General features: G+C 74.4%; 13 protein-coding genes. 5 read left to right on the forward strand and 8 right to left on the reverse strand.

What is annotated here, in order from left to right; genetic code table 11:
• Positions 1 to 40: 40 nt before the first annotated feature.
• From AB0C78_RS33215 to AB0C78_RS33240, 6 genes are all read right to left on the reverse strand, one after another.
• Positions 41 to 304 carry an MGMT family protein gene (locus tag AB0C78_RS33215; RefSeq protein ID WP_360755690.1) on the reverse strand — a complete coding sequence of 88 codons (264 nt, stop codon included), beginning with the start codon at positions 302 to 304 and terminating at the stop codon, positions 41 to 43.
• Entirely contained in the window at positions 214 to 1,539 is a 1,326-nt protein-coding gene (locus AB0C78_RS33220; RefSeq protein WP_360755693.1) for a S8 family serine peptidase, read from the reverse strand. Before AB0C78_RS33220 ends, AB0C78_RS33215 begins: the two co-directional genes overlap by 91 nt.
• A gap of 47 nt (positions 1,540 to 1,586) precedes the next feature.
• A complete protein-coding gene (locus AB0C78_RS33225) occupies positions 1,587 to 2,357 on the reverse strand; it encodes a hypothetical protein (RefSeq protein WP_360755696.1) in 771 nt (256 codons plus the stop codon).
• A 57-nt stretch (positions 2,358 to 2,414) separates the two neighbouring features.
• Positions 2,415 to 4,067 carry a S8 family serine peptidase gene (locus tag AB0C78_RS33230; RefSeq protein WP_360755698.1) on the reverse strand — a complete coding sequence of 551 codons (1,653 nt, stop codon included), beginning with the start codon at positions 4,065 to 4,067 and terminating at the stop codon, positions 2,415 to 2,417.
• The gene (locus AB0C78_RS33235; protein WP_360755701.1) at positions 4,061 to 4,915 is read right to left on the reverse strand and encodes a hypothetical protein; all 855 of its coding nucleotides are present in this window, start codon (positions 4,913 to 4,915) and stop codon (positions 4,061 to 4,063) included. The genes AB0C78_RS33230 and AB0C78_RS33235 overlap by 7 nt, the downstream gene beginning before the upstream one ends.
• Before the next feature lie 349 nt (positions 4,916 to 5,264).
• Positions 5,265 to 5,459 carry a CsbD family protein gene (locus AB0C78_RS33240; RefSeq protein ID WP_151545617.1) on the reverse strand — a complete coding sequence of 65 codons (195 nt, stop codon included), beginning with the start codon at positions 5,457 to 5,459 and terminating at the stop codon, positions 5,265 to 5,267.
• Positions 5,460 to 5,704: 245 nt separating this feature from the next.
• On the opposite strand from AB0C78_RS33240, the gene moeZ reads away from it, so the two are divergent.
• Positions 5,705 to 6,886, forward strand: a complete 1,182-nt coding sequence (gene moeZ / locus AB0C78_RS33245; protein ID WP_360755704.1) for an adenylyltransferase/sulfurtransferase MoeZ — start codon at positions 5,705 to 5,707, stop codon at positions 6,884 to 6,886.
• 97 nt (positions 6,887 to 6,983) lie between these two features.
• Here moeZ and AB0C78_RS33250 read toward each other — a convergent pair whose 3' ends face one another.
• Complete coding sequence (locus tag AB0C78_RS33250) at positions 6,984 to 7,703, reverse strand: TetR/AcrR family transcriptional regulator (RefSeq protein WP_360755706.1); 720 nt, start codon at positions 7,701 to 7,703, stop codon at positions 6,984 to 6,986.
• Between the two features lie 160 nt (positions 7,704 to 7,863).
• On the opposite strand from AB0C78_RS33250, the gene AB0C78_RS33255 reads away from it, so the two are divergent.
• From AB0C78_RS33255 to AB0C78_RS33265, 3 genes are all read left to right on the forward strand, one after another.
• Complete coding sequence (locus AB0C78_RS33255; protein ID WP_360755709.1) at positions 7,864 to 10,044, forward strand: MMPL family transporter; 2,181 nt, start codon at positions 7,864 to 7,866, stop codon at positions 10,042 to 10,044.
• A gap of 215 nt (positions 10,045 to 10,259) precedes the next feature.
• Positions 10,260 to 10,562, forward strand: a complete 303-nt coding sequence (locus AB0C78_RS33260) for a hypothetical protein (protein ID WP_360755711.1) — start codon at positions 10,260 to 10,262, stop codon at positions 10,560 to 10,562.
• 127 nt (positions 10,563 to 10,689) lie between these two features.
• Entirely contained in the window at positions 10,690 to 11,493 is an 804-nt protein-coding gene (locus AB0C78_RS33265) for an SGNH/GDSL hydrolase family protein (RefSeq protein WP_360755714.1), read from the forward strand.
• Positions 11,494 to 11,496: 3 nt separating this feature from the next.
• Here the strand turns inward: AB0C78_RS33265 and AB0C78_RS33270 are convergent, their stop codons facing one another.
• Complete coding sequence (locus tag AB0C78_RS33270) at positions 11,497 to 12,411, reverse strand: Ku protein (RefSeq protein ID WP_360755716.1); 915 nt, start codon at positions 12,409 to 12,411, stop codon at positions 11,497 to 11,499.
• Positions 12,412 to 12,529: 118 nt separating this feature from the next.
• Between AB0C78_RS33270 and ligD the strand changes: the two genes are divergently transcribed.
• A complete protein-coding gene (ligD, locus tag AB0C78_RS33275) occupies positions 12,530 to 13,504 on the forward strand; it encodes a non-homologous end-joining DNA ligase (RefSeq protein ID WP_360755718.1) in 975 nt (324 codons plus the stop codon).
• Positions 13,505 to 13,518 lie beyond the last annotated feature (14 nt).

The raw sequence follows: 13,518 nt of genomic DNA on the forward strand, positions 1-13,518 counted from the left end.
CCGCGCCCCGCCGGCCCGCGCGTCCGGACGGGCCCGCGGGTCAGGCGCGGCCGTCCCAGCGGGCGCGGGCCATGTCGACGCGGCGGCCGTCCGGGCGCAGCGGGGTGCCCTCGGCGCGGTAGTGCTCGTGCGCCTCGACCTCGTTGCAGGCCGGCGGGCGGCCGTCCGCGCGGATCACCCGCCACCACGGCACCCCGCCGCCGAACAGCGACATCACCCGTCCGACCTGCCGCGGCCCGCCCCGCCCCACCATCTCGGCGATGTCCCCGTACGCGAGGACGCGGCCCGGCGGGATGCGGTCCACCGTGTCCAGGACCGTCTCGGCGTACTCGTCAGGTTCCGACCACATGCGACGATTCTCCAGGCCTCGTCCCGCCACCGCCACCCGGTCGCCACCAGCCCCGCCAGGCACAGCGCGCAGAGGCCGACGCAGGTCACCACGAGCGCCCCGGACCGGTGGACGACCTGGACGGGCCGGACGTCCCCCGCCGCGAACCGGCGGCCGGCGGGCAGCCCCGCGCCGCCCGTCCGGGCGCCCGCGAGCGCGTCCGACGCGGTCAGCGCGCCGAGCGCGTCGACCCGCCCGAAACCGACGCCGAGGTCGTAGCCGCCGGCCGGATGGTGCCGGGCGCTCGCCACCACCGCCTGCGCGACCAGCGCCGGGGCGAGCCCCGGATGCCGCGACCTGACCAGCGCCGCGACGCCCGACACGAACGCGGTCGCGGGGCTCGTGCCGTCGCCGATCCAGTACCGGTCGCCGGGCCCCGCGCCGATGATCTGCACGCCGGGCGCCGACACGACGACGGCCGAGTTGCGGTTGGAGAAGTTCGCGTGCCGGCCCTGCTCGTCCACGGCCGCGACGGAGATGACGCCCGGGAACGACGCCGGATAGGAGTACCGGGTGTGGCCGCCGCGCTTGGCCGTCCGGTCGGCGCCGCCGTTGCCGGCCGCCGCGACCACCACGACGTTCCGGCCGATCGCGTAGGCGACGGCGGCGCGCTCACGCTCGGTCGGGTACGAGCGGCCGAGCGACAGGTTGATCACGTCGGCGCCGTGGTCGACGGCGTACCGGATGCCGTCCGCGATCGTGCCCGCGTAGCGGCGGTTCCCGGTGAACGCCGCGAAGCCCGGCTCGTCCCGTTCCAGGATCACCCGCAGGGACAGCAGCCGGGCCTGCGGCGCCACCCCGACCACGCCGAGGGAGCCGTCCGGGCCGTGCCCGTGACCGGCGATGATGGACGCCATGTTGGTCCCGTGCAGCCGCTTCGGCGGGACGCCGGCCGGCGACGCGCCCTCGGTGTAGTCGGGGCCCGTCGTCACCGAGCCGGCGAGGTCGGCCTGCCGCGGGTCCACGCCCGAGTCCAGGACCGCGACGGTGACGCCCGCGCCGCGCGCCAGCGTCCACGCCTCCGGCACGTCCAGGGACTCCAGCACCCGCGTCACCGCGTCCCGCACCTGGTCGGCGCGCGCGGTGCCCGGGACCAGCGGCGGGACGGCCAGCGCCGCCGCGACGAGCACCGCGCCCAGCCTCCTCGACACGACCGGCCTCCTCGACACGACCGGCCTCCCCGGCATGACGGGCCGCCTCAGCACGACCACTCCCGCGTGCCGCAGCGGATCCGGGCGGGCGCGGTCAGCGGGTGCAGCACCCCGTCGACGAGCTGCGGCGCGAGTTCGGCGAGGTCGGGCAGCTGCCGGGCGGCGCGCAGCGTCGGCCGCCCGTCGGCGTACCCGACGGTGGCGGCGACGACGTACGGGCCGCGCTGCGCGGCGGCGGCCGCCTGCCGGGCCCCGTCGGCGAACCGCGCCGCGACCGTCCCGGGGAACGGCAGCGCCCGCAGGCCCGGCGACGGCGCGCTCGCCGGGAACCACGCGACGGCGCCGCGCGCGGACGCGCCGTCCGGGAACGCGGCGACCCCGACCGTCACCGCGAGGCCCTGCGCCTGGTCGAGGTAGGTGGCGCGGACCACCGCCAGGCATCCGCGCGCGGTCAGCGACCCGGACAGCGGCGGGTCGACGGCGGTGTCGCAGCGGGTGTCGGTGCCGATCCCGACGCGCCGCGCCGTCTCCGCGGAGCCCTCGTCGAGGGTGTAGCGGAGCCCGGCCGGGAAGATCCGCCCGGCGGGCCAGGCGCGGTACCGGCGCCCGATCTCGGCGGCGACGGCGGCGGACCGCTCGGCGGCCGTCGGGCCGCGCGTCACCTCGCCGGCCAGCCGGATGCCCGCGACGGCGAGCACGGCCGCGCATCCCGCCGCTATCAGCAGCGGCGCCGCAGCGCGGGGCGGGCGCGGGTGCGGCGGCGCGGCGGGAGCCGCGTCCGGTCCGATGTCCGGGGCTGGGATCTCCGCGCGCGCCACGTGCGGAGCGTAACCGACCGGCCCCCGGCACCGCCCGGTGACCGGCCGGTCAGACGATCATTCGCCGGACGGTTCCTCCGGCGCCCCGAACGACGGCCGCGCGGCCGGGTCCGGCGGCGCGAACGCGGGCGGCCCGCCGTCCGCCGCGTCCCCCGGCGGAGCGGGCGCGGGCGGCGCGGGCGGTGCGGCGGCAGGGGGCGCGGACGCGGGCGCTGCGGACGGCGAAGGCGCGCCGAAGCCCGAGCCGGGGCCTGTCACGGGCGCCCCGTACGCCGGGCCGCCTCCCTGCGCGCCGCCGTACCGGGACGGGGCGTACGACGGCCCGGGTCGCGCCCCGAACCCGCCGCCCGGCGAACCACCAGGACCGCCGGGGCCGCCCGGACCGCCCGGACCGCCGGGACCGGGCGCGGCGCCGGCGGGCAGGACGCGCGGATGCCGGCGGTGGAACGCCGCCGCGACGAGGAAGGCGCCGATGACGCCCCCGACGCCGATCACGACGACGGCGATGACCGCGGGCGTCACCCAGGCGGGCCGGTCGATGATCGTGACGTCGCCCGGGTCGCGGTCGGCGAAGCGCTTCCCGCCGGGCTTGCCGGCCGACGCGGTGGACGCGCCCTTGGCGAGCGTGTCGGCGGCGGTGAGGGCGCGCTGGGCGTTGACCTCGCCGAACCCGACGTCGGGGCCGTAGCCGCTCTTCGGCCCGTAGCGGGTGCTCTCGATGAGGGCCTGGGAGACCAGCGCGGGCGCCATCTTCGGGTGCCGCGCGCGGATCAGCGCGGCGATCCCGGAGACCAGGGCGCTGGCGTCGCTCGTGCCGTCGGAGACGTAGTAGTCGCTGCCGGGCCCGGCGACGGGCAGGCCGGCGCCGGGCGCGGACACCACGACCGACAGGTTGCGGTTGGAGAAGGGCGCGCGCTCGTGCGACGGCTGCGTCGCGGCGACCGCGATGACGCCCGGGTAGGACGCGGGGTAGGAGTACGGGGAGAAGCCGTCGCCGTCCACGAGGCCGGGCTCGTCGCCGTTGTTGCCGACCGCGGACACCACGACGACGCCCTTGCCGATGGCGTAGCCGATGGCGTCGCGCTCGGCGGGGATCTCGGTGTCCCGGCCGGGGAGGCTGATCTTGCCGAGCGACAGGTTGATGACGTCGGCGCCGTGGTCGGCGGCGTACCGGATGCCCTTCGCGACGGCGTCCTCGGCCTCCCGCGAGCTCCGGTAGCGGGCGTAGCTCGGGTCCTCCTTCTCGCCGATGACGCGGATGGCGAGGACCCGCGCCTCCGGGGCCATGCCGATGATGCCGTCGCGGCCGCCCGGCCCGTGGCCGTGCCCGGCGATCAGCGACGCCATGTTGGTGCCGTGCAGATGGGCCGGCTTGGAGTTGCCGTCGATCTCGGCGAGCATGTTCGGGCCGACGGTGACGGACCCGGCGATGTCCTTCTGCTTCGGGTCGACGCCGGAGTCGACGAGGGCGACGGTGACGTTCCGGCCCTTGGTGATCTTCCAGGCGGCGTCCATGCTCAGCTCGTCGAGGACGCCGCGCTGCCGGTCCCGGACGATGTCGGCGCGCGCGGGCGACGGGACGAGCGGCACGCACGCGCCGGCGAGCGCCACCGCGAGCAGTGCGCGCGCCGCGCTCGGCATGCGCGCCGCGGTCGGCGTGCGCCGCCCGCCTGGGGTCTCGGCGCGGCGCGTCCGCGCCCGCGTCAGCATTTCCACCCGCGCGCGTGGCAGTCGGGCACGGCCTTGGCGGAGAGGGTCCGGGCGATCGTGGAGCCGAGCTGCGGCGCGATCGAGAACGGGTCGCCGGGCCGCTCCTTGCGGACGGCCGAGGCCGGGCGGCCGTCCGCCTCGCCGGAGGTGGTCAGCACGACGTAGGGGCCGCCGCGGTCGGACGTGCGGTCCTGGCGGGCGGCGTCGGTGAACCGGGCGGACGCGGTGCCGGGGAACGGGGCGGCGCGCAGCGCGGGGGTGACCCCGCCGCCGCCCGGGCCCTGCGAGCCGGGGATCGCCTTGTAGGCGCGGTCGGCGGCCCACGGGTCGGCGAACGCGACGACGCCGACGGTGACGACGATGCCCTGGAGCCGGTCGGTGTAGGTGGCGCGCAGGACGGCCTTGCAGCCCTGCTGGAGGAGCGGCTCCGCGAGCTCCTGGTCGACGCCGGTGGCGCAGTTGGTGTCGGGGACGATGCCGGTCCGGGACGCGTACTCGCCGCGCCCGTCCCCGGGGCTGTAGGTGATCTTGCTGGGGAAGATGCGTTCGGCGGGCCAGGCCCGCCACCGCTGCGCGACCTCGGCCTTGGCGGCCCACTCGACCTCGGCGTTGGTGGGGTCGCGGTGCAGCTCGGCCCAGACGCCGCCGATCGCGATCGTGCCGGTGACGAGGTAGACGCAGCCGACGACGATCGCGGCGATCATCCACTGGCGGGCGCGCAGCCCGAGGACGGTGAGCGAGGGCTCCTGCGGCGCGCCGGGCCCGCCCGCACCGGATCCGCCCGCGCCCGGCCCGCCCGCACCGGGCGTCCCCCAGCCGGGCGTCCCCCAGCCAGGCGCGCCCGGCATGCCGGGACCCCGCATACCGGGGCCGGGCATGCCGGATCCCGGGGGCGTCATGGGCCCGGGCGGTCCCGCGGGCGCGCCGGGGCCCGGGCCTGGCGGACCGCCGGGGGGCGCGCCCGGCCGCGCGCCGGAGGGAGCCGGGGGTCCGGGCCGCATGTGCGGGCCCGGCTGGGGCGGCTGCTGGGGGGAGGGGGGCAGGAATGCCACAACAGCCAAGATTAACTCTGGTTCATGACATTCCGCCCTTCCAACGGGGTGAGGGGACCCGTCCTAACCCGGACGCCCCGCCCGGACGAGCGAAGGGGCCCCTCCGCGGAGAGGCCCCTTCATTACGGCGGGATGCGCGGCGAGGTCACCGGTCGATGGTCCGGCGAGCCTCCTTCGCGGCGTCCTTGACCTGCTCGCCGACCTGCTTGGCGCCGCCGGCGGCACGGTCCTTGCGGCCCTCGGCCTCCAGGTAGGGGTCGCCGGACTCGCGCCCGGCCTCTTCCTTGCCCCGGCCCTTGGCCTTCTGGGTCTTGTTCTTGAGCTTGTCGAGGATGCCCATGGCTCCTTCTTCCGTACGAGGTCCGTACGTGGAACCGGTGCCCGGCACATCCCGATCTATGCCGTCCGAGGGGAGACGCCCGCCACACCGCGCCGCGTCCCGGACCGGCCGGCACCGGCCCTGGCATGGGCGTTTCCGGCCACCGCCCTTCGGGGAATGCGGGCGGTCATGGCAAGGTTGTCCCGTGAGGGGACGACGACGTCCCGCCCCCGTAACAGCCGAGCGTCAGCACAGGAGCACCCACCGTGTCGTTGCCACCTCTGGTCGAGCCCGCAGCGGAGCTCACCCGCGACGAGGTCAACCGCTACTCGCGGCACCTCATCATCCCCGACGTGGGGATGTCCGGGCAGAAGCGCCTCAAGAACGCCAAGGTCCTGGTCGTCGGCGCGGGCGGTCTCGGCTCCCCCGCGCTGCTCTACCTGGCCGCCGCCGGCGTCGGCACCCTCGGCGTCATCGACTTCGACGTCGTGGACGAGTCGAACCTGCAGCGCCAGATCATCCACCGGCAGTCCTCGCTCGGCAAGCCGAAGGTCGAGTCGGCCGCCGAGACCGTCCGTGAGATCAACCCGCTGATCGACGTGGTCGTGCACGACACCGCGCTCGACCGCGACAACATCATGGACATCTTCGGCCAGTACGACCTCATCGTCGACGGGACCGACAACTTCGCGACCCGCTACATGGTGAACGACGCGGCGGTGCTGCTCGGCAAGCCGTACGTGTGGGGCTCCATCTACCGGTTCGACGGCCAGGCGTCGGTGTTCTGGGCCGAGCACGGCCCGTGCTACCGCTGCCTCTACCCGGAGCCGCCGCCGCCCGGCATGGTCCCGTCGTGCGCCGAGGGCGGCGTGCTCGGCGTGCTGTGCGCGTCGATCGGCTCGATCCAGGTGAACGAGGCCATCAAGCTGCTGACCGGCATCGGCGAGCCGCTGGTCGGCCGGCTGATGATCTACGACGCGCTGGAGATGACGTACCGGTCGGTCAAGGTCCGCAAGGACCCCGAGTGCCCGCTGTGCGGCAAGAACCCGACGCAGACCGAGCTGCTGGAGGACTACGAGGCCTTCTGCGGCGCGGTGTCGGAGGAGGCCACCGAGGCCGCCAAGGACTCGACGATCACCGTCCTGGACCTGAAGGCGATGCAGGACCGCGGCGACGACATCTTCCTGGTGGACGTCCGCGAGCCCAACGAGTACGAGATCGTCTCGATCCCGGGCGCCACGCTGATCCCGAAGGGCGAGTTCCTGAACGGCTCGGCGCTGGAGCGGCTGCCCCAGGACAAGAAGATCGTCCTGCACTGCAAGTCGGGCGTCCGCTCGGCGGAGGCCCTGGCCGTGGTGAAGAACGCCGGCTTCGGCGACGCCGTGCACGTCGGCGGCGGCATCCTGGCCTGGGTGAACCAGATCGACCCGAGCCAGCCCAGCTACTGACGCGCCGACACCGAGCCCCCGGATCCGCCCGCGGATCCGGGGGCTTCGTGCTGCCCGGGCCCCGGCGCCCCGGAAGGCGCGCCGCCGCCCCGGCCGGTCACGCCTTGGCGGGCGGGGTGTAGGTGAGGCCGAGCGGCGGGGCGATCTCCTGGAGCATGATCTCGAACATCGGGGCGGCGTCGTCCAGCGCGAAGCTCAGGTGGCCGAAGGCCTCCAGGCTGACGCTGCCCTGCAGGCGCACCCAGCACTTGAGGAACTGCTGGATCACCCCGAGCGGGAGCGCGACGCCGAGGCGCTCCTCGCGGTAGCGGCGCAGCTGCGGCAGCAGGGCGGGGTCGATCTCCTCGTCGGGCGGGACGGGGAACGGCTTCTTCTGCCACAGCTCCAGGAACAGCGCCATGAACGTCCAGCCGAACTGGCGGGCGCACTCCTCGGCGAAGTCGGTCTGCTCGTCGGGGTCGAGGCCGCGGATGGGGGCGCCGAACAGCAGCGCGTACTCGCGGGGGTGCCCGAGCGACCAGCGGCGGAACTGCCGCGCCACGGACAGGAACTTGCCGCTCATGTCGTCGCGCGGCACCTGCGCGATGGCCGCCTGCAGCTCGGCCGTCAGCTCGGTGTAGATGTCGCCGACGACGTGGCGCAGCAGCTCGGAGTGGCTGTCGTAGTAGCGGTAGAGCGCGGGCGCGGTCATCCCCATCTCGCGGGCGATGGCGCGCAGCGTCACCGCCTCGGGCCCCTGGTCGACGAGGATCCGCCGCGCGGTCTCGGAGATCTCCCGGACCGTCGCCTCGCGCAGCCGGTCGCGCCGTGTCGTCACGCTCCGCCCCTCTTCCTCCCCGCGGCCGTCACCGGCCGCTCCCGCATGATTCCCCAAAAACACCATTGACGAAAGTGAACGTCATATGCAAAGTTTACAGCGTTCGCTAGTTTACGGCGTTCACCGATGTGACGCGGTGTAACAAGTAGGGGGAACGACGATGTTCGAGCGATGGGGCAGGTGGGTGCACCGCCGCCGGCGCTGGGTCCTCGCGGTCGCGGGCGCCGCGCTGGTCTTCGCCGGCGTATGGGGGACGGGCGTGTTCGGCGCGCTCACCTCGTCCGGCGGCTTCGACACGCCCGGCAGCGAGAGCGCGAAGGCGACGGCGATCGCCGAGCGCGACCTCGGGCGCGACCAGGCCGACGTGGTGATCCTCTACAAGGGGCGCCCCGGCATGACGGTGGACGACCCGGCCTACCGCGCGTCGGTGGAGAAGGCGCTGGCCGCGCTGCCCCAGGGCAAGGTCGCCGGGACGGCCACCTACTGGACGACCAAGGCGCCGCAGTTCGTCAGCAAGGACCGCGGCTCCACCTACGCCGTGCTGCAGCTCACCGGCAAGGACGAGGCGGCGCGGCAGGACTCCTACGACGCGATCAAGGACGACCTCACCGACGCCGGCGGCGGCCTGACCGCCAAGGTCGGCGGGCAGCTCGGCACGCAGACCGCGATCAACGAGCGGGTCTCCTCCGACATCGGCCGGGCCGAGGGCATGGCCATGCCGGTGCTGCTGGTGCTGCTCGTGCTGATCTTCGGCGGGCTGGTGTCGGCGAGCCTGCCGCTGCTGATCGGCGGCCTCGCCATCCTCGGCTCGTTCACCGCGCTGCACGCGCTCACCTACGTCACCGACGTGTCGATCTTCGCGGTGAACATCACCACGTTCCTCGGGCTCGGCCTCGCGATCGACTACGGCCTGTTCATGGTCAGCCGGTTCCGCGAGGAGATCCGCCGGGACGGCGCGACCGCCGAGGACGCGCTCGCCGCGACGATGGCCACCGCCGGCCGCACGGTCGCGGTGTCCGGCGTCACGGTCGCGGTGTCGCTGTCCGGGCTGCTGCTGTTCGACCAGAACTTCCTGGTCTCGATGGGCTACGGCGGCATCGCCACCGTCTTCGTCTGCATGCTCGGCGCGCTGACCGTGCTGCCGGCGCTGCTGGCCGTCCTCGGCCCGAAGGTGAACGCGCTGGCGATCCGGCGCCGCCGCAAGGCCGCCGGGGGCGGGCGCGGCGAGGCGGACGGCTGGTGGGGCCGGCTCGCGCACAGCGTCATGCGCCGCCCGGTGGTCTACGCCGTCGCCACCGTCGCGCTGCTGCTCACGCTCGGCAGCCCGTTCCTCCACATCAACTGGGGCGGTGTGGACGCCAAGGTGCTGCCGTCCGGCGCCGACGCCCGGGTCGTCTCCGAGACGCTGCAGAGCGACTTCCCGAGCAACCCGACCGAGGCGATCCAGGCCGTGGTGACCGGCACGTCCGACCGGGCCGCGATCCAGGCCTACGGGGACCGGCTCGCGGCGCTGCCCGGCGCGACCGGCGCCACCGTGACCGGGGCGAAGGGCGAGACGACCCGGATCGCGCTCACCTACTCCGCCGAGCCCGACTCCGCGGCCGCGCGCGACCTGGTCCACCGCGTCCGGGACGTCCCGCCGCCGCCCGGCGCGCACTCCTACATCGGGGGCGGCACCGCCGACGTCGTGGACCAGCTGTCCAGCATCGGCGGGACGCTGCCGTGGCTGGCGCTGCTCGTCGGCGGCGTCACGTTCGCGCTGCTGTTCCTCGCGTTCGGGTCGGTGGTGCTGCCGCTGAAGGCGATCGTGATGAACATGCTGTCGCTGTCGGCGACGTTCGGCGTGGTCGTGCTGATCTTCCAGGACGGGCACCTGTCCGGCCTCCTGGACTTCACCGCGACCGGCGCCATCTCCCCGTCGATGCCGATCCTGATGCTGGCGATGCTGTTCGGCATCTCGATGGACTACGAGGTGTTCCTGCTGTCGCGGGTCCGCGAGCAGTACGACCTGACCGGCTCCAACACCACCGCCGTCGCGACCGGGGTGCAGCGCACCGGCGCCATCATCACCAGCGCGGCGCTGCTGTTCATCGTCGTGATCGGCGCGTTCGCCACGTCCGGCGTCGCGTTCATCAAGATGACCGGCGTGGGGATGGCGGTCGCGATCCTGGTGGACGCGACGGTCGTCCGGGCGCTGCTGGTGCCGGCGACGATGCGGCTGCTCGGCCGCGCGAACTGGTGGGCGCCCGGCCCGCTCGCCCGGCTGTACGGGCGGTACGGGCTCCGCGAGGGCGACGCCCCCGCACCGCCGCGCGCGTCGGAGCCGGTGTCCGCGCACTGAGCCCGCCTCGCCCTCCCGGCCCCGGCCCCCTTCGCGGGGTGCCGGGGCCCGGTCGCGAGAAAAGGGCCCCAAGAATGGCAAAGCGCTTGTGGACCGATGCATCCGGCGGGAAACTGAATGACGTTCGCCCGGCGCCGAACGCGTGAGAACGACCGCGACGCCCCGCGCCCGGCGGCCTTCTTCCCACGGTTCACGGGTACTCCCCTGGAGGCATCATGCCCACGCTGGCGACCACCGAGGCCGACCTCGCCCTCGGCCACCTCGAGCGCCTGACGGAGGAACTGCGCTCGCGCGGCTGGACGGTGGAGCTGGCCCCGCCGTCGGACCGCTGGCCGTCCGCCCTCGTCGCCAACCCCGAGATGCGGATGTTCAACGAGAACGTCATCGCGGTGCAGGAGCGCTCCGACGACTCCTGGTCGTACTTCTACAGCTGGGGCGAGCGGATCGCGCCGTGCACCGACCCGTCCGCCGCCGCCGCGCTGCTCGGCCGCGTCCTCGCCACCCGCCGCGACAACTGACCCTCCGCCGCGACCGCACCACGCCGCCACGGCACCGCCACCGTCACGGCACCGCCACCGTCCCGCGAGAACTAACTCACATTCCGGACGGTCTGGCGATCAACGCAGGTCAAATAGCATGTTGCTCATGCTCTGGACGCGTTATGCGGCGATCGGCGACTCCTTCACCGAAGGGGTCGGCGACCCCTATGAAGGGGGCGCCGCCGGCGGGGGCTGGCGCGGTTGGGCGGACCGGGCGGCGGCCGAACTCGCCGCCCGGTCGAACGGACCCGGCTCGTCCGGGTTCGGCTCGTCCCGGTTCGGCTATGCCAACCTCGCGATCCGCGGCCGGCTGCTGGACCGGATCGTCGACGAGCAACTCCCCGCCGCCCTGGACCTGAAGCCCGACCTCGTGTCGGTGTCGGGCGGCGGCAACGACCTGCTGCGCCCCGGCCTGGACGTCGACGCGCTCGCCGCCCGGATGGACGAGGCCGTCGCCGCGATCCGCGCCGCGGGCGCCGACGCGGTCCTGTTCACCGGCGTCGACCCGGTCGGCTCCCCCGTCATCCGCCGCACCCGCGGGCGCGTCGCCGTCTACAACGAGCACCTGCGGGCGATCGCGGCCCGCCGCGGCGCGTTCGTCGTCGACCAGTGGTCCATGGACGTCCTGCGCGACTGGAGGATGTGGGGCGTCGACCGCCTGCACATGTCGCCCGAGGGGCACCGGCGCGTGGCGCTCGCGATGCTGGAGGCCCTCGGCGTCCCGGACGCGGGCGACTGGCGCGAGCCGGAGCTGGAGCCGCTTCCGGAGCTGAGCCGGGGCGCGCAGCGGCTCGCGAACGCCCGCTGGGCGCGCGGCTACCTGGCCCCGTGGGTCGGGCGGCGGCTGCGCGGCCGCTCGTCCGGCGACACCGTCACCGCCAAGCGCCCGGTGCTCGCGCCGATCGAGTAGCCGTCAGGCCGACTTGCGGGTCCGGCTCTTCGCCGGCTCCTTCTTGCCGCTCGACTTCGAGGCCGTCTTGCGGCCGCGCGACGCGGGCTTCTTCTGCGTCTCCTTCTCCGACGAGGCCGCCGCCTTCCCGCCGCCCCCGCCGCCGCGGCTCTTCTTCGCCGCCTCCACGCTGGCGCGCAGCGCGCTCAGCAGGTCCGCCGCGGGCTCCTCCTCGGCCTCCTCCGACGGCCGCGTCACCTCGCGCCCCTCGACCTTCGCGTCGATCACCGCCTGGAGCGCCTCCCGGTAGGCGTCCTTGTACTCGGTCGGGTCGAAGTCCCCCGCCATCGAGTCGATCAGCGACGACGCCATCGACAGCTCCTGCTTGCGGACCTCGATGTCCTCGTCCAGGAACGGGAAGTCGGGCTCGCGGACCTCGTCCGGCCACAGCATCGTCTCCAGGACGAACACCCCGCCCCGCACCCGCAGCGTCGCCAGCGACTCGCGCTGCCGCAGCGCCACCTTCACGATCGCGACCTGGTCGGAGTTCTCCAGCGCGTCGCGCAGCAGCACGTACGGCTTCGCGCCCTGCGCGTCCGGCTCCAGGTAGTACGACTTGGCGAAGTAGATCGGGTCGACCTCGGACTCCTCGACGAACTGGAGCACGTCGATGCGGCGGCTGGTGGACAGCGGCAGGTCGGCGAAGTCCTCGTCGGTGAGGATCACCATCTCGCCGCTCGGCAGCTCGAAGCCCTTCGCGATGTCGGAGTACGGCACCTCCTCGCCGTCGACGGTGCAGACCCGCTTGTACCGGATCCGGCCGCCGTCCTCCCGGTGCACCTGGTGGAAGCTGACGTCCCGCTGCTCGGTCGCGGAGTACAGCTTCACCGGGATCGTCACCAGCCCGAACGAGATAGCGCCCTTCCAGATGCTCCGCATGCCGTTGTCCTTACCCAGCCCGGTCCGCTCCTCCCCTAGCGTCGCAACCCCGTTCGATTTGCGCCACAACGGGCCCTTGATCCTTTTCTTGGGCGCGGGCATCGGGTAAGACGCCGGTATGACCATGCCATGGCCCGTCGAGCCGATGATGGCCGCCACCGGCGACCTCCCCGACGACGGCGGGCGCTGGGGCCTGGAGCTCAAATGGGACGGCGTCCGGGTCGTGTCGCAGGTGTCGCCGGACGGCGTCCGCGCCACCGGCCGGCGCGGGAACGACGTGACCGCGCGCTACCCCGAGCTCACCGCCCTCGCCGACCTGCTGCCCGACCACGACGCCGTGCTGGACGGCGAGGTCGTCGCGTTCGAGCAGGGCCGGCCGAGCTTCGAGCGCCTCCAGCGCCGGATGCACGTATCGGAGCCGCACCCCCGGCTGATCCGCGAGGTCCCCGTCCGGTACGTGGTCTTCGACGTGCTGTTCCTGGACGGCCGCGTGCTCTACGACGTCCCCTACGCCGAGCGGCGCGCGCTGCTCGCGGGGCTCGACCTCGCCGGCAGCGGGCCCGTCGAGGTGCCCCCCTACCTGCACGGCGGCGACACCACCCAGGTGGACGAGCTGCTCGCCTTCACCATCGAGGAGCACCTGGAGGGCCTGCTCGCCAAGCGCCTGGACTCCCCGTACCGGCCGGGCCGCCGCGTCGACTTCTGGCGCAAAGTGAAGAACTTCCAGACCCGCGAGGTGGTCGTCTGCGGCTGGAAGCCCGGCCGGGGCCGCCGCGAGGGCGGCGTCGGGTCGCTGCTGCTCGGCGAGTACGACCCGAAGGGGCGGCTCGGGTTCGTCGGGCACGTCGGCACCGGCTTCAGCGACCGCGTCCTCGACGAGCTGTACGAGGCGCTGTGGCCGCTGCGCCGCCCGACCAGCCCGTTCGACGAGCCCGTCCCGCGCGAGCACGCCCGCGACGCCCAGTGGGTTGAGCCGCGCCTCGTCGGGGAGGTCGCCTACAGCGCCCGCACCAGGGACGGCCGCCTCCGCTTCCCGTCCTGGCGCGGGCTGCGCGACGACAAGGACCCCCTGGAGGTCACCAGTGAGCAGTGACGCCCCCGCGCGGG

Origin of the sequence: Actinomadura sp. NPDC048394 (genome assembly GCF_040651755.1) — a bacterium.
Classification (GTDB): domain Bacteria; phylum Actinomycetota; class Actinomycetes; order Streptosporangiales; family Streptosporangiaceae; genus Spirillospora; species Spirillospora montaniterrae.